Below are 24,021 nucleotides of genomic sequence, written 5' to 3' on the forward strand. Positions count from 1 at the left end.
CCGTTAGAGGTCACGCTGACGTTGTTCAGGGTCAGAACCCCTGCGTTGAAAATCCCCCCGGCCATCGAGCCCGAGGCACCGTAGCCACCGTTGCCGCCCGTGCCCGACACCAGGCCACGGGTGATCACCAGGCCATCGAGCGTCACGATGCTGCCAGACGACACTTCAATCACTCGGGTCCTGTACTGACCGTCGAGAATCACGTCAGCCGCGCCGTCGTTGTTCAAGTCGCCATCAACGGTGATGTTCTTGTTGATCAGCAGTTCGGACGTCAGCTGCACCGTCATGCCGGTGCTGAAGGTGACGAGATCGCCGTTCTGCGCCGAGGCGATCGCCGCGCGCAACGAACCGACGCCCGTGTTGGCGTTGTTGGTGGCGGTCCAAGTGGCCAGGCCCCACTGATACTCGCTCATGCCCTGGGTCGACAGCACGTTGGCGCTTTCGATACTGCCAGTAGCAATTTCCAGATCCCAATCGCCACCGATCCCGGTGCGATTACTGGAAGCGGCTACATCGCGGCCAGTCAAATGTGCCAGCGAGTCGACAAAACTCAAGCCACGCTCACCTTCGGCGGTGTAGCAGCCGTAAATCAAAATGTCGCCGCCGACGTTCATGTCCTTGCCGATTTCCGCCAGCACGGCACTGCGGGCCGCGACGTTGTCGGCGGACAGGTAACTGTCGCCCAACCACAGATCGCCCGCGTTGCCATGGGCAATGATCTGCACCGAACTGATGCCCTGATGTGTGTCCAGATAGGCGGCAATTTGCTGCAAGCCGTCCTTGCTCGCGTCCAGCTGGACCACTTGGGTGCCAGGCGCCACGCCCTTGAGCAGGCTATCGGCATCCTTGACCCGCGAATCGACGAACACCACGCTCTGGCCCGGCACTGCAACGGGGGCTGGTGCAGGTGTGGCGTCGGCCTGGCCGTGGGTGTCCTTGCTGGCGACCGGTTGGTCGGCCGTTGGCGTCTTGGCGGCATCAGCCGTGGTGTGGCTGTCCGCCTGAGCGGCATCGGCCACCGTGGCCGCCACCGCGCCGTCGAACAGCATTCGCGGTTCCAGGGACATGATCATGGGCGAGGCCAGCGTCCGTGCGCCTTCGGTAACTCGCGACTTGCCGTTGCTCCACCACATGCTGCTCACCCGGACTCGAACTTGCTTGACGCGTCAATGAAAACGCCGCGATCAACTGATCGCGGCGTCGGCCTTCATACGAATGACATTGGCGGCGCTGGCTGAGCCATCGAGCCAAAAGGATAATTCTGCGTATTGCTTGAACAAATCCGGCGGCAGGATCGTACGCCGCGATTGCAGCTCGACCTTGGGTTTGACTTTGTGCAGACCGGAGACGCCGAGTGCTTGATCGAACTCTGGCGCATCGTAGGCGAGGTTGTTGAAGTCATGCTCGAACCACGGCTCGCCAATGAAGTCGTAGACCAGCCGCATGACCCGATCGGGGGCCTGGGTCAGCAAGTCGTAATCGACAATCAGCAATGAGTCGGCGTGTTCGCCGTAATAGGCTTCCTTGAGCGCTGCCCAGGCAAACCCCACCAGACGATTGCGCTGCGCCAGGGTTTCGCAACGGCTGTAGACCGTGTTGCGCTCGACCGCGTCGCCGAACAGCTTGGTGTTTTCAAAGGGATTGGCGCGATACAAACGCTCGATGCTGTCCATGACCCAGGCGACATTGCGCACACAGGCAATGACCTTGGCTTGCGGGAACAGATCGCTGATGGCCGGCAGGCGCGAGCTCCATAACCGATTGGTGTCGAACACCACCGGTTTGTCGGCCTTGTCGGCGTAGAAGGAGTCGAACAGTCCGCGAAGCAAACGGCGGCGCAGATCGGTATCGATCACCGCTCCGAACTCGCTGCCGGCACTGCACTGTTCCAGAACACCGGAAAACAGGGCGCCAACGGGGCTGGTCATGCCGGCATGAAAGCGCGGGTTCTGCAAAAGGATCGCAGAAAGCAGGGTCGAACCTGAGCGCGGCAAGCCGGAAATAAAATGGAACTGTGACAATCCCTTCACCCTGATCAGAAATCCTTTATCTACGACGGAGCGTAGACCATGAACAGCCTTATGGGTAATGGTGTTTTGATATCAAATCGAAATTAATCGTCTGAAAAACGCGATTTTGGTTACAGGCTCAATGCAACACGAACAAGCGCGTGTTGGCACCACCCGCCTGTGTTTCGCCAACTTTCTGCCAGCCTGCGGGCAACGGCGCGAATTCGTCCGGCACATCGACGGTACCGATCAACCACACTCGGCCAGTGCCTTTGGGCAAATCGCCGAGGTTGTCGAGGTAAATGTCCTGGGTCACCAGCGTGCCGAAACCATAGGCATTCGGCCGGCTCGAAGCGCCATTGGCCAACGGCGGGGTGTACAGCAGCGGTTTGGCGTCGGTGCGGTTGTAATAGACGTAACTGAGGTACCAGAGCAAGTCGCTGGTGACGATCCGGTCACCGGCAACGAAGTGCTGATTCACGTAGTCGACCATGACGCTGATCTGATCGTTGGTATCGACCGTGGCGTTGTTGTTCAGGCCCACCAGTTCGACACCGACAAACAACACCAACACCGTCAACGCCAACACCCGGAAGACCGCGTACAGGCGATCGATGGCCAATGCGGCAATCATCGGCAGGCCGAGGGCATACGCGGTGAGGTAACGCTCGATGAACACCGGCGAGATGAACGACACCAAAAACACCAGCAACAACGGCAAAACGGTATAGATCACCATCAATGCACTGCCACGAATGACACTGCGATCCCGCGCCAGCGCCACCCACACCAAGGCCAGCGACGCCAAGGGCAACGTGCTGAACATCGGTGTAGTCAGGGACTCGCCATCGTCCTGGATCAGGAACGACCAGATCATCGAAGGCAACGAGGCGAACGTCACCGGTGTCTCCCACCCCACATCGCCATTGGCTTTGAGTAGATCCATGTGTTGAATCAGATCGATCAGGCTGGGCACCCACGGCAAGTACACCAACACAATCGCCACGTTCGCCCACCACCAGCCGGGCTGCTGGATATGCCGCAAACGATAGCCAGGCTGTACGCGGATCAGCCCCAGATACAGCCAGTGACACAGCACGCACAGGGCGGTGAAGTAATGGGTGTAGAACGCCGCACTCATCAGCAGTGCGTAAATCACCAGATAGCGCTTACGTCCGGGGTGTTTGATCCAGTAGACCAGGGCAATCGTGGCACCGATCAGCCACAGCCCCAGCAACGAATACATGCGCACTTCCTGGCTGTAACGCACGGCGGTGGGCAGCAGCGCCAACAGGACACCGGCCAACAACGCGGCGCGGCGAGTGGCGAGCAAGTCCACCAGCCAGACGCCCAGCGCCACGGTGGCAATTCCCGGTAGCGCGCTCAGGCTTCGAATCGAAAAAATGCCATCGCCGAACAGCTCGATCCAGCCATGCAGCAGCATGAAATACAGCGGCGGATGCACATCATGGGCGGCATGCACCCAGATTCCGGCCAGCGAATACTGGCTCAGCAGCAGACTGGAACCTTCATCGCCCCATATAGCCGCCGCTGTCAGGTCATAAAAACGTACCAGCGCGGCCAATGCCAGGATCGGCAGCAGCCAATGTTCGCGCACCCATCGCAGCAAGCGTTGAACACTCGCCCAGGCGCCGGGTGCCGCGTGGGAGCCTTGGGTGCCGTCAAGCGGCGTTTCTCTTCGCGCCTCCATTGCCCCCCCCTCGAGACTGCCGGTGAAAAATCTTGAAGCTTGCAATCACTGTAGGACAGCGACAGCGCCGTCGTCGATGCTGGCTTTGCGACCAACGACATTCGGCAGCCATACGGATCCGGGTCTACGCTCTGGCGTGGCGTGACCCAGCCACGGAGATGAAAGGAATCGGCTGTTCGCAACGATCTGCCCGGGGGCCCGGGCCACCCGCGTGGCGCGCCAGACAACTAACCCTGAGGGATGAGGAACTATGGAAGTATTCATGGGCACTGTTCAGTCTTTCGCCTTTAACTTTGCCCCCAACGGCTGGGCCCTGTGCAACGGCCAGACACTGGGGATCTCGCAATACCAGGCGCTTTTCTCACTGCTGGGAACCTACTATGGAGGCAATGGCACCACCAATTTCATGCTACCCAACCTGCAAGGCCGTCTGCCGATGGCACAGGGCAACGGCCTGGGCCTGACCCCGCGCGTCATCGGTGAATTCTCCGGGACCGAGAACGTTACCGCCACCATCACCAACCTGCCCAATCACACCCACGCCTTGTCCGGGCTCACGGCCGCCACCACCCTGCAACTGGCCAGCCCGGCGAGCAACCCGGTCACCAACCCGACCGCGACCAACTCGTACATCGGTGCCTCGGGCGGCGGCCCGGGTTCGGCGAGCATCTACTCCGACGCGCAAGGCGCTTCAGCCGTGCCACTCAAAGGCGTGGCCACCACGGTCACGGGAGAAATCTCGTCCGCCGGTAACGGCCTGCCCATGGAAACGATGAACCCCTTCCTGGTACTCAACTTCAGCATCGCCTTGAACGGGTTGTTCCCTTCGCGCAACTGAGGAGCCGCCGGGGGATTCAAATCCCCCGGCCGCTTTCAATTCTGGAGTGACACTATGCTGCAACAGGTTCAAAGCCAACACTTTCGGGCACTGCTGGGCAAGACAGGAACGCTGTGGCTACCGGATGGAAGTGAATTGCCGATCCATATCGACAGCCTTGAAGAAACACCCCGCTCGCGGATGCCCAACAACGAGCGCATGCCGTTCAGCGTCGAGTTCAATAGCTTGAAACCCACAGAGTTTGTCGATGGGTTGTGTTCGCTGGAATTGCCGGAACTGGGTCAGGTGGAAAACATCTTTGTCTCCCGGGTGCCGGCCATGGGCCGTGACCCGGGCGTGGGGTATTTCTACATCGCATTCAACTGAACGCATGAAGATCACAATGTGGGAGCGGGCTTGCTCCGGGCGGCGTTCCGACGAATGCGGTGGATCATTCAAAGTTGATGTTGAATGTGATGACGCCTTCGCGAGCAAGCCCGCTCCCACAGGGTCGGCGGCGGGCTCAGCCCTGCGGATACCACACCAACCGCTCCGCCGCCGGGTTGCGCTCTTCGACCTGAAACCCCAGCGCCAGGTAATGCTGGCGCGCGTGGGGATTGTTAGCCCAAACCACCGTCGCTACCGGGCAACGAACCTGTTGCGCGGCTTTCTGCACACCTTGCAGCACCTTACGGCCATAGCCCTGGCCGCGAGCCTTTGGAATGAACGCCAGGTACAACACACGAATTTCATTCGGGCCAAAATCGGTGGTCAGCGCACCGATGGCCGTGTCGAGCTTCTCGATCACGTAATGCATGGCGTTGGGGAAGTGTTCACCCAGACCTTGCTCCTGCACTCGAAACTGCTGGGCCACCACCTGCTCAACCACCTCTTGCTCACCGTCAATCCATTGCAGATCCGGCCGCGCCGACTGATAAAGACTCTGCAAAAAAGCCCCATCGCTGGCCCGTGAAGGCCGAACCACCAAGCCATCGGCCGCCACTGAATCGGTATTTGCCATCGCAGCGCTCCTTAAAAACCGCTTTCCCTTACGCCCAGCGCCGCCAGACGCCGCCAGGCGACACCCAGCAACGACTCGCCTCGCCCCTGCAGCACCACAATGCCGCGCAAGGGTTGCACCGGCGTCGGTACCTCTTCGAGGACGCTCAACCGCGCCCCATATTGAGCCTGTACCGGCTCCGCTCTTTGATGCTGATCCCGGCGCACGGCAATCGGCCCATGGTGATCGGAGGTCAACGCTTCCTGATCGACAAATTCCGCGCCGTTGGTGTCGATTTCGCTCAGTTGCACGGCGATCGCCGGGTGCATCGGATCGTCGGCGATGAAGCGTCCGCTGGCGCCCGTGGCGACGCGCCAGAGCTCGACTTCGGCCAGATAACCACGCAACCGCGCGCCGTCTTCGACCACCCGCGCCAGCGGATCTTTGCTCGACAACCAGCGACCGACTGCCAACTGCGGCAACAGATCGCGCACCTTGCCCGCGTGGGGCGCCCGCAGCAGCAGGCGCTCACGCTGGGCGGCCAGGCCTCGGTATTCGGCGACCGCTTCGGCCAGGCGCTGTTCGACGATACCGGCGTCGGCGGCGGTTTCACTGCGGCTGGCCTGGCGGCGCATCTGCAACTGCTGGATCTGGATTTCGCGACGGACGATGGCCTGGCGCGAATCCAGGTCCGGGGATTCCAGTTCGATTAGCACCTGGCCCTGGGTAACCGCTTCACCATCGTGAACATTCACCGTTTTGACCCGCGCCGCGACGGGCGCGTGCAAGGCACTGGCGCGGCCAGCCTCCAGCATCGTCGGCAACTCCACGGCGCTGCGCCACGGCACCACCAGCATCAGCAACAGCCCAAGCAAGGCCAGGCCGCTGAGCAGCACCCGAGGCGCATGCGCCTGTTCGCGGCGCGTCCACCATTGCCGCCACTCACTCATGATCGGCAGGAAGATGAACCACACCAGTTCCACCAGCATCAGGAAAATCCCCAACACCTTGAAGAACAGGTGGTAGACCGCCAGCGCAATTCCGAAAAACAACGCGGCGCGCCACAGCCACGAGCCGTAACCCCAGATCAGCAAACGCCGTTGCATCTTCGGCGACCAAGGCTCCGGCGCCGGCGCGCCGTAACCGAATAAAAACTCGCGCAAGCGCCAGCGACAAAGGGCAAACGCACGCCCTTGAAGGTTGTCGACTTGCCAATAGTCGCTGAGCAAAAAATAGCCATCAAAGCGCATGAACGGGTTGAGATTGATCACCAACGTGGTCATCCAGGTAGCACTGGCGAGCATGAAAGCCGCCGTGCGTCCGGGACCGTCTGGCAGCAGCGACCAGGCGAGCAGCGCGAGGCTCGCCAAAAGCAATTCCGCCAGCACGCCACCGGCGCCAATCAGTAGCCGCGCACGGCGATCATTGACCCGCCAGGCGTCGCTGACATCGGTGTAAAACATCGGCAGCAACACCATGAACGCCACGCCCATGCTCTGCACTCGACAACCGGCGCGCTTGGCCATGAAAGCGTGACCGAACTCGTGGCAGAGCTTGGCGAAGAACAGCGCCACGCCGAACGCCAGCGCGCCGCCGAGGCTGAACAAATGCGGGAAGGTCGCGATAAAGCGCTGCCAGTCCCGGGACACCAGAAACACGCCAAGTCCCAGGGTTACCGGCAATCCGTAGCGCAATGCTCGCGGGCCGAAGCGCTCCAGCCATGGCCAGGCGCGATTGAGAAAAGCGTCCGGGCGCCACAGCGGAATACGGAAGAACAGGTATTGGTGCAGCAAGATCTGCCACAGTGACTGGCGTTGAGCGGCCGCTTTGAGGCTGTAACTGGCGCGCTGTTGCGGATCGAGGGCGGTGATCAGGTCGTGGCTGCGCAGAAAGCTCAGCAATTGCTCAAGCTCCGCGCTATCGAGCGGCAAACCTGGCTCGCGGTTGGCGGCACGCAGCACCTGTTCGGGATCACCCAAGGACCAATGGCGCAGCAGGCGCATCGCCGCCACGCCGAGTTTGAAGTATCGACCGCGCACCGGATCGGCCAGGGTCCAGCGCGGCGAGCCATCGAGCGCCGGTGATGCAGGCGTCAGCTGCAAATCTGCGCGCAGGTTCGGCAGGCTCATCTAAAGGCCCACGCTCTGGCGCAAACCGGCCAGGGGTTTGCGTAACAGGTACAGCGCCAGCGGCGCACGGTCACCGAAGACTTTCGCCGTCCCGCGCAACCCGATACGCGGTGGCGTCTGCTGGAAACTGGCGTCGAGACGATAAGCCAGCTGACCGCCGGCCGTGGGTTGTGCTTCGTACGCCGCGCGTTCAAGTCGAGCCAGATGCCGTTGCAACGGGTCACTGTCGAGGAACAGCGCGACCTGCGCGCCCGGCTCCAGCGCAATCGCATCGCCCACCGCCAGTTCGATGCGCAACTCAGCCTGGGTCGGGTCGGCGATTTCCATCAGCCGCTCGCCGGTCTGCACCGGTTTACCGGTCCAGCGTTCCGCATCGGCGAACACCGCAATACCGCCCCGTTCGGCGCGTACTTCGCTGCGCTTGAGCAGTTCGCGGGCGTAATCCCGTTCAGCGCGTTTTTGCTCGACTCGCGCGGCCAGCAGATCGATTCGCGAGCTCGATTCAGCATCAGCGAACGAGCGTTGGGAATTGGCCTTGAGCTCAGCTTCAGCAACGCCCAAGGCGCGCTCGGCCACGTCGGCCTGAGCCCTGAGCGTGGTGCTTTCAAAGCGCAACAACAGATCGCCGGTTTTTACCGTCTGATTGGGTTTGACCAGGAATTCGGCGATCACCCCGTCCAGCGGCGCCGCAACGACTCGGCCACCCAGCGGAACGACTTCGGCCGGAGCCAGCACCGATTGGCGCACCGGAATCAGCAGCCCGAGCAACACCACCGCGACCAGCGCCACCTGCCGTTTTCGCGTCCAGCGCAGTCGCCACGGTTTGCGTGGTTGCAGCGCCAGCCAGGCATGGCTGTAGGTGTCACCCAATTGCGACAGCAACACTTGCTCGGAAGGATTCCACGGCAGATCCCGCGCCAGCCACAGACCGCCAAACACCTCACCTTGGTGATCGATCAGCGGCAGCCAGAACACCTGAGCCGCGCAAAGACTTTGCCAGTCCGCCTGAATCGATTCGCCCAGAACATTCGCCGAAATCACCCGCGCCTGTTTCAGCACCTCGAGCTTGAACAACTGCGCCGCTGCCTGCTCGACAAACGCCACGAACGGCGCATTGGGCTCCACCGCACTGACACCCGTCACGGCCTGCACCTTGCCGGCAATCAACAGCGCCGCGTGGCGAAAGCCGAACAGCGCCTGACCGTCATTGACCAGGCTGTAGGCCAGTTGCGCAGGCGTGCGAGCAGCGCGGGTCAGGCGTTCAAGATCCAGAAACCTTGCGAACACCTGTTCGGCGCCACCTGTGACCGGAGCGTTCACTTGAACTCCGCGAAACGCGCCGTGCCACTCATGCCGGCCAACAAACCGTTGGCGCTGGGAAGCGTCGCCACCAGCAGCAAGGTCTGACTGCCTTCGTCAATCCGCGCGCCGAGGCGTTTGACCGTGGCATCCAGTGGCTGACCGGTTTCATCGGGAACAAAACTGAAGGTCTGGCCAGGCTTGAGCCGGGCCATCCAGCGTGACGGCACCAGCAGGTGGATTTCCAGGGTGCGGTTGTCGACCACGTCCAGTAACGGCGTGCCGGCAGCGACGCTTTCATAACGCTTGACCTTGCGCTCGACGACCTGACCATCGAACGGCGCCAGCACGCTGCAGCGTTTGACCTGAACCTGATAAACCTGGGATTGCGCCTGAGTCTCGCTGACCTTGGCCTCGGCCCGCGCCACTTCAAAACGCCCGACCGAATTCAACGCCGCCAACTGCTTGTTGTGGGACAGCTCTTCACCGGCGCCACGGCTGGCAGCCTGGGCCGCATTGAGCTGGGCCTGATAAGCCGAACAATCAAAACGCGCCAGGATGTCGCCCTTCTTGAACGACTCGCCCTCACTGAACGGCAACTCGACAATACGCCCGGACAACTCACTGGCGAGCACCGCCTGATCCCGGGCACGCAGCACACCACGGGCCTCACTGCTGGCATTTGCACTGGCGCTGCTGTCCAGCAGCGGATCATCGGGCGCAGGCGTTTGCGCCTGTACTACGCACGTTACAAAGGTCAATCCAATAACCCACAAACAAACACGCCGCATAACCGTAACTCCCTGACGGATGAGCGGAGTCTATGACAGCGTGGGTGGACGTCAAGCGGAGGGGCGTCATTGGATAGAAATGTGATGTTTCAAAAAGGACAAAATTTTCAGAGCGCTGAATTGTTCTTCCCGTCATGACGGTGTGGGGTACTTTCGGCGGCTCGCCCATCAATAGGCTCAAGGCGTTGATCAGCTGCGACTGGCGCTGCTCCAGCGCCGGCAGACGCGATTCAATGGCCGCTACCTGGGCGGCGGCTTCGGCGACATCCAGGTCGGTGGCGACACCCGGCCGATGTGTTGGCTGGTCTGGCCCCTTCGCGAGCAAGCCCGCTCCCACAGGGTTCTTTGTCGTACGGAAAATGTGCATCCATTGAAGATCCTTGTGGGAGCGGGCTTGCTCGCGAAGGGGCCAGATCAAATACCACAGAATCTAGCGCTGCATTCCCCAACGCTTCACCGTCACCCGCTCCAGCGTGCTGAACACCAGATTTTCCACCAGCAAACCGATCAGGATTACCACCGCCAACCCGGCAAACACCTTGTCGGTGTACAGCTCATTACGGTTCTGGAAGATGTACCAGCCCAAGCCGCCCTTGCCACTGGTGGCGCCGAACACCAATTCAGCGGCGATCAGCGTGCGCCAGGCGAAGGCCCAGCCGATTTTCAGCCCGGCGAGAATCGATGGCAGCGCTGCCGGGATCAGGATGAACAGCACGAAACGCATGCCCTTGAGGCCGTAATTGCGCCCGGCCATGCGCAGGGTTTCCGACACACCGAGGAACCCGGCATACGTGTTCAACGCCAAGGCCCACAGCACTGAATGCACCAACACGAAAATCAGACTGTTCTGCCCCAGGCCGAACCACAGCAGCGCCAACGGCAACAGCGCAATCGCCGGCAGTGGGTTGAACATCGAGGTCAACGTACTCAGCAGGTCGCGGCCGAACTGCGTCGACACCGCCAACGTGGTCAGGGCAAACGCCAGGACGATGCCGATCAGGTAACCCTTGAGCAACACCACCAGCGAAATCCACACCTTGCCCAGCAACTCGCCGCTGAGCAAACCTTCATACAGCGCGCTCCCGGTTTGCAGAAAACTCGGCAGCAGCAGGTCGTTGTCCTGAACGCGGGCAACCACCTCCCACAGGACCGCGAGCAAAATCAGGATCAGGCTTTTACGTAACCAGCCTTGTTGCCACAGGCGCTGACCGAGCGGTAATACACGCTCCAGCGGCACGCTCGTCAGCGGCTGCAACACCGTTTCAAACTCTTCACGCGGGGATGATAAAAGGCTCATCGGGCACTCCTCTCAATGGCTCAATAAGCGATGCGGATGTCGGAGAAATCCAGCTCACGCCCGGTTTCCGGGGACTGACCTTCATCGAACAACAACCGATGAATACGCCGCGCCGACTCCTGAAAAGCCACGCCGCCGAGGCTGTGCAAGTCGTATTGATGGCTGTGGACTTCTGCCCTCACTCGCCCCGGATGCGGTGACAGCAGCAGGATTCGATTACCCACCACCAGCGCTTCTTCGATGGAGTGCGTGACGAACAGCAGCGTGAAGCGCACCTCTTCCCAGAGCAGCAGCAATTCTTCCTGCATCTTGCGGCGGGTCAGTGCATCGAGGGCGGCGAAGGGTTCGTCCATCAAGAGGATTTTCGGCTGCATGGCCAGTGCACGAGCAATCGCCACCCGCGCCTTCATGCCGCCGGACAAGGTATGCGGATAGGCATCGGCAAACGCCGCCAGACCGACCTTGTCCAGATAGTGCAGCGCCCGCTCCTCGGCTTCTTTGCGCTTGAGGGTTTTCGAGGCCAGCAGCGCAAACATCACGTTCTGTTTGACGGTTTTCCACGGCGGCAGTTGATCGAATTCCTGGAATACCACGATCCGGTCCGGCCCCGGGGCATGAACGGTTTGCCCCTGGAGACGAATTTCCCCCTCACACGGCTGGATGAACCCGGCGACCGCCTTGAGCAACGTTGATTTTCCGCAACCGGACGGACCGAGCAGCACAAAGCGGTCCGCCAGATCGATTTCAAAACTGACCTGATGGGTCGCACGAACCACCCGCTGAGGCGTGCGGTATTCGAGGCTGACATTGTCGACCGACAGCAGCGCTTGGGCTGCCGCGATCGGTTTGCTGACCGTGTGGCCTTGCAAAGGGGCGTTCATCTCGGTCAGCTCCCTTGCAGCGGTTTGGCGTCCTGGAAGAAGTAGTCCTTCCACGAATCCGGTTTGTTTTTGATCGCGCCGACGCGATAGAGAAATTCGGCCAGCGGGTAAGTATTTTTCGGCGTGACGCTGAATTCGAACTGCGGGTTATCGATGATTTTCAGCAACGCGGCACGGTCGATTTTGGCCTTGGTGACGCGGATGTACGTGTCTGCCGCCGCGCCTTTATCGTTCTGGGCAAACTCGGCCGCCTCAGTCAGCGCCTGGACGAACGCCTGATAGGTTTTCGGGTTCTCGTCGCGGAATTTCTCGGTAGCGAACAGCACCGTCGGCGAGTTCGGGCCGAGCACGTCATTGGAGTTCAGCACCACGTGGACGTTAGGGTTGGCCAGCTCTTGATCCTGGAACGGCGGGTTGGAAAAGTGCCCGGTCAACTCGGTGCCGCCGGCAATCAGCGCCGCCGTGGCGTCGGGGTGCGGAACGGCGATGGTGAACTTGTCGAGGCGATTGAATTCCTTGTCGCCCCACTGCTTGACAGCCGCGTATTGCAGGATGCGCGACTGCACCGACACGCCGACCGCCGGCACCGCGATGCGGTCCTTCTCGGTGAAGTCGGCGATGGTTTTGACCTTGGGATTGTTGCTCACCAGGTAGTACGGGAAGTTGCCGAGGGAAGCCACGGCTTTGACGTTTTGCTTGCCGTGGGTGCGGTCCCAGATGGTCAGCAGCGGACCGACACCCGCACCGGCAATATCAATGGAACCGGAGAGCAACGCATCGTTGACCGCCGCACCGCCGGAGAGCTGCGTCCAGTCGACCTTGATGTCGATGCCTTCCTGCTTGCCGTACTTCTCGATCAGGTTCTGATCGCGCACCACGTTGAGCAACAGATAAACAATGCCGAACTGCTCGGCGATACGGATTTCACCTTCAGCGTGGGCCCCGGTTGGCGCTACCAGGCTGCCGGCGATCAGGCTGAAACCCAGGCCGATGGCCGCGGCCAGCGGTGCAAAGGGAAGACGTTTGGACATGAGAGTTTCTCCGACAAATCAGAAAGGCGCGTCGCCCTGGATGGTGGTGCGATACAACTTGCGGCGCAGGTAGCTTGGGCATCCGGCGGCGAGATGAATCAGCGAACGGTTGTCCCAGAACACCAGGTCGTGGGCCTGCCATTGATGGCGGTAGATGTTTTGCGGCAGCACGCTGTGGGCGTAGAGCTCGTCGAGCAGTTGCTTGCTCTCGTCTTCTGGTAAACCAACGATGCGGGTGGTGAAACCCTCGCTGACAAACAATGCCTTGCGGCCGTTTTCCGGGTGAGTCCGAACGATCGGGTGGACCACTTCAGCCACCTGAGCCAGTTGCTCGGGCGTCAGCGTCGGGCGCCAGTTACCTTCGAATTTGGTCTCGCTGTAACGCGCCGTGTAGGAGTGCGCGGCCGAGCGACCTTCGACGGCTTTGCGCAGCGCTTCGGGCAGGTTGTCCCAGGCTTTGTGCATGTCGGCGAACAGCGTATCGCCGCCCTCGGACGGCAGCTCCTGGGCGTGCAGCATCGAACCCAGGCTTGGCAGTTCTTTATAGGAAAGGTCGGAATGCCAGAACTTGCCAGCGTCACCGAGGCCGATGGATTGGCCGTTTTCGATGATGTTGGAAACGATGAGGATTTCCGGGTGCCCGGCCAGCAGGAATTGCTTGAGCACGTGGATCTGCAACACACCAAAGCGGCGGCTGAAGGCAATGTGTTGCTCGGGGGTAATGCGCTGATCGCGGAACACCACGACGTGATGATCCAGGTGCGCGCGGTGGATGCGGGCGAAGTCCTGATCATTGATCGGGCGGGACAGGTCGAGGCCGATGATTTCGGCACCGACGGCGCCACTGAACGGGCGGATGTCGAAGGTTTGCGGCGCGATGTTCGCGGCGCTTGGGGAAGCCGTTGCTGCAGACATAAATCACTCCCACGCACGGCACGCTCAAGGGCGCGCGCGTCGATCAAGAAACTCACGGAGGTTCCGTGTTGGTTCGTGTCGTGCGGCGCGCCGATTGGTCGGCAGGTACGCAGGAGAATGACTTTATAGATATAAGAACTGAAATTTAAATACCGTTAGCGAATAACGATATGGCATTTGGCGTGCTCAGGCGAACGCATGGCGTTTTTCCAGCCAACAACCCAAATCCTCCGCCGCCAAGGGTCTGGAGATCAGGAATCCTTGCGCGATCCGGTAACCCTGATTTTGCAGAATTCGCTGTTGCTCCAATGTCTCGATCCCCTCGGCCACTACTCTTAATTGCAAACTTTCGCCGATGCGAATGACGGCCTCGCTCAGTGCCTGACTGGTTGCGTCGCTTTCCAGGTCATGCACAAAACTACGATCAAGCTTAAGTTCCTGGATCGGCAAACGCCGCAAGTAACTCAGGCTGGAGTAACCCGTGCCGAAATCATCCATCGCCAGGCTGATACCCAGGGCATGCACCTCTTCAATTGTGGTCAGGGTGTCTGGGTTAGAGTCCATCAGAACACTTTCGGTAATCTCCAGCGTCAGGTCCTTTGCCTGCAAACCGTGTTGTTCAAGTGTCCTGGCGATGATGCTCGACAGATTGCGATTATGGAAATTGGTCGGCGACATGTTCACCGACACGGTCGGCACCCGCAGCCCTTGCTGCCGCCACGTCGCCAATTGACGGCAGGCTTCACGCAATACCCATAAGCCGAACTCACCGATCAAGCCGCATTCTTCCGCCAGCGGAATAAAACACGCGGGCGAGACTTCCCCTAATTGAGGATGAGTCCATCGCGCGAGTGCCTCGATGCCATAAAGCTCGGATCCGCCAAGGTCGATCTGCGGCTGATAAACCAAATGCAGGGCTTCGCCATCAATGGCTTCACGTAAAGCTGCCTCCAGACGCAAACGCCCCTGGGCCAGTTGATCCAATCCGTCGCTGAAAAAACAGACACTCCCGCGGCCGCTGGTCTTGGCTTGATACATCGCCATATCGGCACGATGCAGCAACACCTCCATCGTACGACCGTCATCCGGAAACATACTGACGCCGATACTCACCGACGGTTTGAGGGTCACGCCTGAGATCTGGCACGGAGCGCTCAGTTGCCCTCTCAACTGTTCTATCAAGTCGGTGGCATGCGCCAACGTGCACTGCGGCAGGACCAGAACGAACTCATCACCTGATAGCCGGCTGACAATATCGCTTCCCCGCCGACGTTCGGACAATCGATGAGCAATGACGCGCAAGAACTCATCCCCGGCGGGGTGTCCAAGGGAGTCGTTGACCTGCTTGAATCGATCCAGATCGATAAACACCACAGCCAGACTCGAATGATGCCGCGAAGCTTGAGCAATGGCCTGTTCCGCCCGGGCATGCAACAAGTTGCGATTGGCCAACCCCGTCAGGTCGTCATAGAACGCCAATTGGCGTATGTGCAGGCGCGACTCCTCACGCTCCAACGCCAGGGCGCACAAATGGATGCACGCATCGACCAACAAATAGTGAAGTGGGCTCGGCTCGCGCGATTCGCGGAAATAGAACGCGAACGTGCCCAACACTCGCCCGTCGCTGGATTTTATCGGTGTTGACCAACAGGCCTTCAAACCGAGCGGCAGCGCCAGATCACGGAATTGCTCCCAGAACGGGTGAGAAGCGATATCGCTGACCATGACCGATTCGCCACTGAACGCCGCAACCCCGCAAGAACCGGCCCCAGGCCCGATTGCCGTCCCATCCAGCGCCTTGGAATAAGCGGCCGCAAGACCAGGGGCCGCCAACGTATGCAGTAACCCCTGCCCATCGACCCGCAATATCGTCGCAATCACTTCCGGCGCAATTCTCTGCACTTCCGCACACGCCAGGTTCATCAAGGTTACCAGCGACTCTTCACGAACCATCGCTTCCAACATTTTATGGCGCAGTACTTCATGCATCCGTGTGTGGGTCACATCAATCATCACACTCACGGTATTGGTCAGTTGCCCGTGAGGGTCGTGAACCGGGTAGGTGGTGACGTTACACCACACGCGTTGGCCGCCCCGGTCATAACCGAATTCCTGCCCATGATAAGCATCATTCTTGACGAGCTGACGGCGGATCGCTGCAATGCGCGAAGGCGTGAAGTACGGCGCCAACACTTCGGTTGGCGTCCTGCCGACAACTTCTTGCGCGCTGTAACCGAACATCTGCGTGAAGCCATCGTTGACGTAAATGATCGCTCCTGACGCGTCAGTAATGATGATCGCGTTCTCGGTGGTATCGACCACCAATGACAACAGGTACAAGCGGCGCTGCTCTTCATGTTGCCGGGTAATGTCTTTGATAAACGCGGCGTAGAGGATCTGCCCCTGAGTGTCGATCCTGGAAATGGACATTGACCCCCATCGCCGGGAGCCGTCCTTGCACTCGATCAACACATCGCGACTGGTGCCGACGATTTTGTTGATGCCGGTACGGCGGTTCGCTTCGATATAACCGTCGTGCAGGGGGCGAATCAGTTTCGGGACCAGTTGCTCGACATTTCGGCCCAAGACCTCGTCACGGCCGTATCCCCAGAGCTTTTCCGAGGCCTCATTAAACAAAATGATCCGGTTTTGACTGTCGATGACCACGACACTGTCAACGCTTTGCTCCAGGGTCTGGATGAAGACTTGCGAGAGATCCTTACGGTTCGACATGGCGGTGATCTACTGAATGGGAAGCGATGAAGGGCTGGGATCCTTCCCAAATATCAGGCGCTCGGCGAGGCAAACCCAGCCGATTTCCGTATGCGGTCGAGTAATCGAAATGAGGGGTCAATAACTGGCTGGATGAAATCGCAACGGCCCGCAGAAAGGGTTGAAGCGTGCAGCAGGATGTTGCGAAGACATTTGAAATATCTGCATGCGGCCTGTCTCTTTATTAGTAGAAGTATCGGTCTTATGCCGATATCAATATGCCGCTACTGCGCCTTTGCATGCTTGATTCAAATCAATGGGCAAGTCGAAAAGGGATATGACTTTTTCACAAACGACGCCATTTGGCGCCGCTTGCTCGCGAAAAAGGGCCGTCAGCCCCAGACAGAAATTACCGCTCGTGCAACGCCTCGGCTCGCGCACGAATAATCGGCTTGAGCAGGTAGCTGAGAATGGTCTTCTTCCCCGTGATGATATCCACCGAAGCCACCATCCCCGGGATGATCAGCAACGGCTTTTCATCCGTCCCCAAGTGACTGCGATCAGTGCGCAGCTTGATGATGTAGTAAGTGGTTTTCTTGTCTTCATCGGTGATGGTGTCAGCACCGATCTGCTCAAGCTTGGCCTTCAGCCCACCATAAATGGTGTAGTCGTAAGCCGTGAACTTCACCGTCGCTTCCTGCCCCGGATGCAGGAAGGCAATGTCTTGCGGGCGAACTTTCGCTTCTACCAGCAAGGTGTCGTCCAGCGGCACGATTTCCACCAGGTCGCTGCCCGGCTGGATCACACCGCCAATGGTGTTCACCAGCAATTTGTTGACGATGCCGCGCACCGGCGATGTCACCAGCGTCCGGCTGACCCGATCTTCCAGCGCCTTGCCGGTGGCCTGAGCCTTGTTCAGATCAGTGCGTGCTTCATTGAGTTGAGTCAGTGCTTCGCTGCGGAATTTGCCACGAGTCTCGTCGATCTTGCGCTGCACTTCCTTGATCGCCGATTGGGCGCGAGGAATGGCCAGGGTGGTCGCGTCCAGTTGCCCGCGGGTTTCAACCTCGGCGCGCTTGAGTCGCAGCACCTCAACCGGCGATACCGCGCCCTGGGCCACCAACGGCTCGGACATGTTGATTTCCTGACGCTGCAACGCGAGACCGCTACGGTACTGCGACTGTTTGGAGGTGAACTCGCGCAGCTCTTGCTGACGCTGGATCAACTGCTCCTCCAAACCACCAATCTCATCGTGCAACTGCTGGCGGCGGCTGATGTACAGCGACTCTTCGCTGGCCGCCTGACCGGGCACGGCCTTGAGCACATCCGCCGGGAAATTCAGCGGACGGTCGTCGACTTCCGCGCTCAAGCGCTCGACTCGCAGCAGCATCGACAGCCGATCGGCCTCGGTTTCGCCAACGTTGGAGGCGAATCGCGTGTCGTCCAGGCGAATCAGCGGTGCGCCGGCCTCGACGATCTGCCCTTCGGTCACGAACAACTCGGAGACGATACCGCCCTCAAGGTTCTGGATTTTCTGGATCTTGGACGAGGGAATCGCCTTGCCGTCGCCCTTGGTGACTTCGTCGATCACGGCGAAGTTGGCCCAGAGCAGCAGGAACACGAAGAAGCCGATGATCGCCCAGATGGTCAGCCGCACCACACGCGGGGCGTCTTCGATCAGCGCTTTGTTGACCTCGGGAAGTGGCTGGCCATGCAGCGAATCGGAGCCTTTGAAATAACGGCCGATCGAATTTTTGAAACCCGACTTAAGCAACACTGATCTGCCCCTTCTTCAACGCTTCCATCACCGCGGCTTTCGGGCCGTCGGCGAGTATCTGCCCGCGGTCGATGACGATCAGACGATCCACCAGCGACAACAGCGAAGCCCGGTGCGTCACCAGCACCACGGTCTTGTTTTCAACCACCGCCGCGAGGCGTTGCTTGAGGCGTTCTTCGCCGGTGTTGTCCATGGCGCTGGTCGGTTCGTCGAGCAGCAGGATCGGCGGGTTGAGCAGCAACGCACGGGCCAGGGCGACGTTCTGGCGCTGACCGCCCGACAGGTTCTGCCCACGCTCGCCGACTTGCAGCTCATAACCCTGTGGGTGCAGGCGGGCGAATTCGTGGACACCGGCCAGTTCGGCCGCTTGCAGCACCATTTCGTCTTCGACATAGCGCGCGCCCGACACCAGGTTGTCGCGCAGGGTCCCGGCCAGCAACTGGATGTCCTGGGCCACGTAGCCGATGTTGTGGCGCAATTCGCTGACGTCTATCTGACGGATATCGACGCCATCCACCAACAGCGCGCCATCGTCCGGCTGGTAGAGGCCTACGAGCAGTTTGGCCAGGGAGCTTTTCCCCGAGCCGCTGCGACCGATGATGCCGATCTTCTCGCCAGGCTTGATGATCAGGTTGATGTTCTTCAGCGCTGCGTTCTGTTGGTTCGGGTAGGTGAAGTTCATCTGCCGGCATTCGATGGCCCCTTGCAGCACATTGCGGCTCAGTGGGCGTTCATCGAAGTTGCGCTCTTGCGGCAGCTCCATCATCTGATCGACCGAGGTCATGGTTACCCGCGCTTGCTGGTAACGCGTCAGCAGGCCAGACAGCGAGGCCAGCGGGCTGAGTGCGCGGCCACTGAGCATGTAGCAGGCGATCAAACCGCCCATGCTCAGGTGACCGTCGATGATCTGGTACACGCCGAAGACGATCATGATCACCCCGGCCAGTTGCTGGATCAGCAAGGTGATGTTCATCGCCAGACCGGAGAGCATTTTCACCCGCAGCTCGAGGCGGCTGAGGGTGCCGATGGTTTGCTCCCACTGATATTGGCGTTCGCTTTCGGCGTTGTTGACCTTTACTGCATCGAGACCGGCGAGGGTTTCGATCAGGCTCGACTGCCGCTCGGCGCCCAGGGCCATGGTTCGCTCCATGGTCGCCACCAGCGGCTTCTGCAAGGCATAGCCGATCAGCAGGGCAATCGGGAACGCCAGCACCGGAATCCACACCAGATGCCCGCCGAGAATGGCGATGACCATGAAGATCAGCAGCGTAAACGGCAGGTCGATCAGGCTGGTGAGGGTCAGCGAAGCCAGGAAATCGCGCAGGCTCTGAAACTCATGGATGTTCTGGGCGAAGCTGCCGACCCGCGCCGGGCGGTACTTCATGGCCATGCCGACGATGCGCTCGAACAACGTGGCCGAGATGATCAGGTCGGTTTTCTTCCCGGCCAGGTCCAGGCAGAGGCTGCGCAGGCTCTTGAGGATCAGGTCGAACAGGTACGCCCCGGTGATGCCGATGGCCAACACCCACAGGGTCGATTCGGCTTGGTTCGGCACGACGCGGTCGTAGACATTCATCACGAACAGCGGCGCGGCCATGGCAATGATGTTGATCAGGAAGCTGGCGGCGATGGCGTCGGCGTACAGCCAGCGCGAACGCTTGAGGGTGTCGCGGAACCACGAGCGAGCGCGCGGAATCAGCGTGCCGTGATTGACGTCGAATTTGTGCTGGGGTTGAGCGAAGAACACTTTGCCGATGTAGTCATCGGCCAGCAGTTCGCGGCTGACGACACTTTCGCCACCATCGCTTTCGCTGAGCAGCAGGCGCGCCTGGTCGTCACCGTGCCAACCAATAAGGACGGCACTGCGACCATCCTTGAGCAGCAACAGCGCCGGCATGGCAATCGCCGGGATCTGCTCCAGTTTGCGCACCAGCACCCGCCCTTGCAGGCCGGCGCGAGCGGCTGCGCGGGGCAGCAGTTCAACAGTCAGGCGCTGCTTGGGCAACGGCAGGCCGGTGGTCAACATCGCGGCGCTGGCCGGCTTCTGATGCAGGATGCAAAGAGCCAGCAAGCCGTCCAGTAACGGATCGTCGTGCAGCGCGCGTGGATCATGAATGAGTTGAACTCGACTGACTTCTGATTCCACGCTCGGCACTCTTGGCTAACAATTGAACAATGAAGGTTCTGCTCAGTTCAGACCTGGCAGTTGAACCTTGGGCTTCACGTCGTTTTGCACAACGGATGCCAACGGTGCGACCACTCCCTGGCTTTTGAGCAACTCGCCCATGGTCGCCTTGATTCGGTATTGAGTAAATAACTGAATGTTCTTGATCTCCGCCAGACGACGAGAAGCCGAGAATAGCTCGTTTTCACTGTCGAGCAGGTCGAGCAAGGTGCGCTCACCGAGACTGAACTGCCTCTGATAGGCGGTGCGCACGCGGGTGCTGTGATCGACATATTGCTGGGCGATCGGCACTTGGGCATTGGCGTTGTTCAAGGCATTCCAGGCCAGGCCCAAATCTTCGTTCAACACGCGCAAGGCGTTGTTGCGAATATCCAGTGCCTGGTTGGACAGGTAAGACTTGGCTTCCAGATCAGCCTTGTTGCTGCCGCCGGAATACAGATTGAAGCGCATGCGCAACATGGCCTGCCATTCATTGCTGTGACCGTTCTGGCCGTCGATATCGTTGTCGGCAGTGCGACCCAATTCGGCATCGAAGCGCGGGTAGAAGGTCGACTTGGCGGCTGCGTACTGTTTCTCGGCAGCGGCAATGTCGGATTCGGCGGAACGCAGGATCGGGCTGTTTTCCAGCATCTGCGCCCGGGCTTCATTCAGGCTGGCCGGCAACAGCGCCATGAAATCGGAAGGACGCTCCAGTTGATCGGGCATCTGGCCAACGGCGCTGAGGAAGTTGGTCTCGGCGTCAGCCAGGTTGGTCTGTTCGGTAATCAGGTTGTTGCGGGCCTGGGCCATACGCGCTTCGGCCTGATCGAGGTCGGCGCCGCTGCCCACGCCGCGCTGGGTGCGCAACTTGATCTGGTCGAAAGTCCGTTCGTGGTTCTTCAGGTTATCGGTCGCCAGACGCACGAACTCACGGCGGGTCAGTACGTCGAGGTACACCTGAGCGACAGTGAGCGCGGTGCGTTCGGAGGTGCCCAGCAAGGAGTAAGCGCGGGAATTAACGGTGGCTTGTTGACGCCCCACTTCACTCGACGTCGCAAAACCGTCAAACACCATTTGCGACAACCGCACGCTCGACTCGCTGCGATTCAGGTTTTCCCAGTGATTGTTGTTGCCGGCGGCACGTGTGGTGACGTTGTCAGTGCCTTCGCGACCATAGCCGCCCAGCAGATCGACCCGAGGGAGGTATCCACCTTTTGCGGCCTTTAACTGATAATCCGCGGCCAATCGACTATTAACGCCTGCCTGGATCTCCGGATGGACATCCAGTGCCTGTTGCATGGCTTCCGGAAGGGACTGCGCCTGAACAAAACTGGCGGCAAGGGCGAAGGGTAAAGCCTTGAGCAGGTGCAAACGCATGGTTGGAATTTCCAGGATTTACTTGTCTTGAGTCACTGCAGATCGTGCCGCTGCATCGGATGATGACATCCGGAATGACCGTATGTCGGAAAGTTGCATTTTGGAACTGCATCACACTCTCTGGCACGGGCCAGCACTTAAATATCAATGTGACATTACGGAGGGGAGTGTTTAGGATGGCGTGCACAAGGTCAATAGTTTGGCATAAAGTTTATATCGAAAAAATATAGCCAATTTATTGACTAATACCCGCGTCAAAGTTGTGCCTCTAATCTTGAAAGAACGTCCAGACTGTATGGCAAACACGCCGCCAGGTTCATGGAAGTCAAACTGAATGCGACACCCGGAGAGTCTTATGAGCAGTGTTGTGGCCATCGTCAAAAGCATTGTCGGTCAGGTTTTCGCGGTGTCCCCAGAGGGCATTCGACGCGTACTCGTTGAAGGCGATCGGTTGTTTGTCGGCGATCAGGTAGACACCGGCGCAGCGGGCGCCGTTACGCTTGAGCTGGCTGACGGCCGAACCCTGGACCTGGGCCGCGACACTCAGTGGAGCGGCAGCGCGCCGGATTCCAGCGCTGACCTTGCCCAAGCCACTGAACAAGCCGCGCCATCGGTTAAAGAGCTGCAGCAAGCCATCGTTGCCGGCGCCGACCCGACCACCGATCTTGAAGCCACTGCGGCCGGCCCGACGGCTGCCGGCACAGGCGGCGCGGCAGGTGGCGGCCACAGCTTCGTGATGCTGGATGCAACCGCTGGCCGGGTCGACCCGACTATTGGCTTCCCAACCAACGGTCCTGATTCCGCTGCCACAGCCACCACACTCAATATCGGCAATCAGAACACCACAGCCACCAACGCTCCGGGCGTACTGACCGCGGATACTGGCACACAGGCCGAAGACAGCGTCGCGACCGGCAATGTACTGAACAACGATAGCGATGCCGACACGCCACTCAGCGTCGCCAGCTTCACCGTCGCCGGCATGGCCGGCAGTTTCACCGCAGGCCAGACGGCGACCATCGTCGGCGTCGGTTCGTTGACCATCGGCACCAATGGCGACTACAGCTTTACTCCGGACGCCAACTACAACGGTGCCGTGCCGCAAGTCAGCTACACCACCAACACCGGCTTGACCAGCACGCTGGATCTCACCGTGACGGCGGTCGATGATCCGAGCGTTTTGACTGCAGACACACAAACCATCGCAGAAGACACCCCTGCGATCGGCAATGTGCTGAGTAACGACAGCGACATAGACAACGTCCTGAGCGTGTCCACCTTCAGCATCGCCGGCGTCAATGGCACCTTCACAGCCGGCCAAGTTGCAACGATCGCCGGCGTTGGCACAGTGACTATCGCCGCCAATGGCGACTACAGCTTCACCCCGGTCGAGAACTACAACGGTGCCGTGCCGCAAGTCAGCTACACCACCAACACCGGCTCCACCAGCACCCTGGACCTGAACGTCACCCCGGTCGACGACGCGAGTGTGCTGACCGCTGATGCCCAAACCATCGCTGAAGACGCTACAGCGACCGGCAATGTGCTGACTAATGACAGCGATGTGGATAACACCCTGAGTGTCGCGACCTTTACCGTCGCTGGCGTGACGGGTTCCTTCACCGCCGGCCAGACCGCGACCATTGAAAATGTCGGTACGCTGACTATCGGTGCCAACGGCGACTACAGCTTCACCCCGGTCGAGAACTACAACGGCGCCGTGCCGCAAGTCAGCTACACCACCAACACTGGCTCGACCAGCACCCTGGACCTGAACGTCACCCCGGTCGACGACGCGAGTGTGCTGACCGCTGATGCCCAAACCGTCGCCGAAGACACCGTTGCAGCCGGCAACGTGCTGACTAATGACAGCGATGTCGATAACACCCTGAGTGTCGCGACCTTTACCGTCGCTGGTGTGACGGGTTCATTCACCGCCGGCCAGACCGCGACCATTGAAAATGTCGGTACGCTGACTATCGGTGCCAACGGCGACTACAGCTTTACCCCGGACGAGAACTACAACGGCGCCGTGCCGCAAGTCAGCTACACCACCAACACTGGCTCGACCAGCACCCTGGACCTGAACGTCACCCCGGTCGACGACGCGA

Annotated in this window: 19 protein-coding genes; 3 read left to right on the plus strand and 16 right to left on the minus strand. The window is 60.0% G+C overall.

The window, feature by feature from the left end; all coding sequences use genetic code 11:
• The 3 genes from KGB03_RS26840 to KGB03_RS26850 form a co-directional block, all read right to left on the minus strand.
• On the minus strand, positions 1-1,133 hold a 1,133-nt coding region (locus tag KGB03_RS26840), incomplete at its 3' end, for a DUF4347 domain-containing protein (protein ID WP_223530113.1).
• Positions 1,134-1,184: 51 nt separating this feature from the next.
• Entirely contained in the window at positions 1,185-2,030 is an 846-nt protein-coding gene (locus KGB03_RS26845; protein ID WP_033053006.1) for a sulfotransferase family protein, read from the minus strand.
• A gap of 118 nt (positions 2,031-2,148) precedes the next feature.
• Positions 2,149-3,720 (minus strand): glycosyltransferase family 39 protein, encoded by a 1,572-nt coding sequence (locus KGB03_RS26850; RefSeq protein WP_223530115.1) that lies wholly within the window; start codon positions 3,718-3,720, stop codon positions 2,149-2,151.
• Positions 3,721-3,970: 250 nt separating this feature from the next.
• On the opposite strand from KGB03_RS26850, the gene KGB03_RS26855 reads away from it, so the two are divergent.
• Together KGB03_RS26855 and KGB03_RS26860 are read left to right on the plus strand one after the other, a co-directional pair.
• A complete protein-coding gene (locus KGB03_RS26855; protein ID WP_111449543.1) occupies positions 3,971-4,558 on the plus strand; it encodes a phage tail protein in 588 nt (195 codons plus the stop codon).
• Between the two features lie 54 nt (positions 4,559-4,612).
• Positions 4,613-4,924 (plus strand): DUF6916 family protein, encoded by a 312-nt coding sequence (locus tag KGB03_RS26860; protein WP_223530117.1) that lies wholly within the window; start codon positions 4,613-4,615, stop codon positions 4,922-4,924.
• A 136-nt stretch (positions 4,925-5,060) separates the two neighbouring features.
• Here the strand turns inward: KGB03_RS26860 and KGB03_RS26865 are convergent, their stop codons facing one another.
• From KGB03_RS26865 to KGB03_RS26925, 13 genes are all read right to left on the minus strand, one after another.
• Positions 5,061-5,558, minus strand: a complete 498-nt coding sequence (locus tag KGB03_RS26865; RefSeq protein ID WP_223530120.1) for a GNAT family N-acetyltransferase — start codon at positions 5,556-5,558, stop codon at positions 5,061-5,063.
• A gap of 11 nt (positions 5,559-5,569) precedes the next feature.
• The gene (locus KGB03_RS26870) at positions 5,570-7,666 is read right to left on the minus strand and encodes an efflux RND transporter periplasmic adaptor subunit (protein ID WP_223530122.1); all 2,097 of its coding nucleotides are present in this window, start codon (positions 7,664-7,666) and stop codon (positions 5,570-5,572) included.
• On the minus strand, positions 7,667-8,986 hold the full coding sequence (locus KGB03_RS26875; protein WP_223530124.1) for an efflux RND transporter periplasmic adaptor subunit: 1,320 nt from the start codon (positions 8,984-8,986) through the stop codon (positions 7,667-7,669).
• Complete coding sequence (locus tag KGB03_RS26880; RefSeq protein WP_223530126.1) at positions 8,983-9,756, minus strand: efflux RND transporter periplasmic adaptor subunit; 774 nt, start codon at positions 9,754-9,756, stop codon at positions 8,983-8,985. Before KGB03_RS26880 ends, KGB03_RS26875 begins: the two co-directional genes overlap by 4 nt.
• Positions 9,677-10,123 (minus strand): hypothetical protein, encoded by a 447-nt coding sequence (locus KGB03_RS26885; RefSeq protein WP_223530160.1) that lies wholly within the window; start codon positions 10,121-10,123, stop codon positions 9,677-9,679. The genes KGB03_RS26880 and KGB03_RS26885 overlap by 80 nt, the downstream gene beginning before the upstream one ends.
• Positions 10,124-10,186: 63 nt before the next feature.
• Entirely contained in the window at positions 10,187-11,053 is an 867-nt protein-coding gene (locus tag KGB03_RS26890) for an ABC transporter permease (protein ID WP_223530128.1), read from the minus strand.
• A 20-nt stretch (positions 11,054-11,073) separates the two neighbouring features.
• A complete protein-coding gene (locus KGB03_RS26895) occupies positions 11,074-11,934 on the minus strand; it encodes an ABC transporter ATP-binding protein (protein ID WP_223530130.1) in 861 nt (286 codons plus the stop codon).
• A 5-nt stretch (positions 11,935-11,939) separates the two neighbouring features.
• The gene (locus KGB03_RS26900) at positions 11,940-12,965 is read right to left on the minus strand and encodes an ABC transporter substrate-binding protein (RefSeq protein ID WP_223530132.1); all 1,026 of its coding nucleotides are present in this window, start codon (positions 12,963-12,965) and stop codon (positions 11,940-11,942) included.
• Between the two features lie 18 nt (positions 12,966-12,983).
• A complete protein-coding gene (locus tag KGB03_RS26905; RefSeq protein ID WP_192409757.1) occupies positions 12,984-13,880 on the minus strand; it encodes a TauD/TfdA dioxygenase family protein in 897 nt (298 codons plus the stop codon).
• Between the two features lie 186 nt (positions 13,881-14,066).
• Entirely contained in the window at positions 14,067-16,613 is a 2,547-nt protein-coding gene (locus tag KGB03_RS26910; RefSeq protein WP_223530140.1) for an EAL domain-containing protein, read from the minus strand.
• Between the two features lie 388 nt (positions 16,614-17,001).
• Positions 17,002-18,369 (minus strand): HlyD family type I secretion periplasmic adaptor subunit, encoded by a 1,368-nt coding sequence (locus KGB03_RS26915; protein WP_223530148.1) that lies wholly within the window; start codon positions 18,367-18,369, stop codon positions 17,002-17,004.
• Positions 18,359-20,515 carry a type I secretion system permease/ATPase gene (locus KGB03_RS26920; protein ID WP_111449556.1) on the minus strand — a complete coding sequence of 719 codons (2,157 nt, stop codon included), beginning with the start codon at positions 20,513-20,515 and terminating at the stop codon, positions 18,359-18,361. The genes KGB03_RS26915 and KGB03_RS26920 overlap by 11 nt, the downstream gene beginning before the upstream one ends.
• A gap of 42 nt (positions 20,516-20,557) precedes the next feature.
• The gene (locus KGB03_RS26925; RefSeq protein ID WP_111449557.1) at positions 20,558-21,910 is read right to left on the minus strand and encodes a TolC family outer membrane protein; all 1,353 of its coding nucleotides are present in this window, start codon (positions 21,908-21,910) and stop codon (positions 20,558-20,560) included.
• Positions 21,911-22,265: 355 nt separating this feature from the next.
• Here KGB03_RS26925 and KGB03_RS26930 point away from each other — a divergent pair.
• A partial coding sequence (locus KGB03_RS26930; protein WP_223530157.1) for a retention module-containing protein occupies positions 22,266-24,021 on the plus strand: 1,756 nt, incomplete at its 3' end.

This window comes from Pseudomonas sp. BF-B-26, from assembly GCF_019956495.1.
GTDB lineage: Bacteria > Pseudomonadota > Gammaproteobacteria > Pseudomonadales > Pseudomonadaceae > Aquipseudomonas.

Coding starts and splice junctions, on each gene's coding strand:
- KGB03_RS26850 (WP_223530115.1), bottom strand. CDS start 3,720: ATGGAGGCGCGAAGAGAAACGCCGCTTGACGGCACCCAAGGCTCCCAC.
- KGB03_RS26855 (WP_111449543.1), top strand. CDS start 3,971: ATGGAAGTATTCATGGGCACTGTTCAGTCTTTCGCCTTTAACTTTGCC.
- KGB03_RS26860 (WP_223530117.1), top strand. CDS start 4,613: ATGCTGCAACAGGTTCAAAGCCAACACTTTCGGGCACTGCTGGGCAAG.
- KGB03_RS26865 (WP_223530120.1), bottom strand. CDS start 5,558: ATGGCAAATACCGATTCAGTGGCGGCCGATGGCTTGGTGGTTCGGCCT.
- KGB03_RS26870 (WP_223530122.1), bottom strand. CDS start 7,666: ATGAGCCTGCCGAACCTGCGCGCAGATTTGCAGCTGACGCCTGCATCA.
- KGB03_RS26880 (WP_223530126.1), bottom strand. CDS start 9,756: ATGCGGCGTGTTTGTTTGTGGGTTATTGGATTGACCTTTGTAACGTGC.
- KGB03_RS26885 (WP_223530160.1), bottom strand. CDS start 10,123: ATGCACATTTTCCGTACGACAAAGAACCCTGTGGGAGCGGGCTTGCTC.
- KGB03_RS26890 (WP_223530128.1), bottom strand. CDS start 11,053: ATGAGCCTTTTATCATCCCCGCGTGAAGAGTTTGAAACGGTGTTGCAG.
- KGB03_RS26895 (WP_223530130.1), bottom strand. CDS start 11,934: ATGAACGCCCCTTTGCAAGGCCACACGGTCAGCAAACCGATCGCGGCA.
- KGB03_RS26900 (WP_223530132.1), bottom strand. CDS start 12,965: ATGTCCAAACGTCTTCCCTTTGCACCGCTGGCCGCGGCCATCGGCCTG.
- KGB03_RS26905 (WP_192409757.1), bottom strand. CDS start 13,880: ATGTCTGCAGCAACGGCTTCCCCAAGCGCCGCGAACATCGCGCCGCAA.
- KGB03_RS26910 (WP_223530140.1), bottom strand. CDS start 16,613: ATGTCGAACCGTAAGGATCTCTCGCAAGTCTTCATCCAGACCCTGGAG.
- KGB03_RS26925 (WP_111449557.1), bottom strand. CDS start 21,910: ATGCGTTTGCACCTGCTCAAGGCTTTACCCTTCGCCCTTGCCGCCAGT.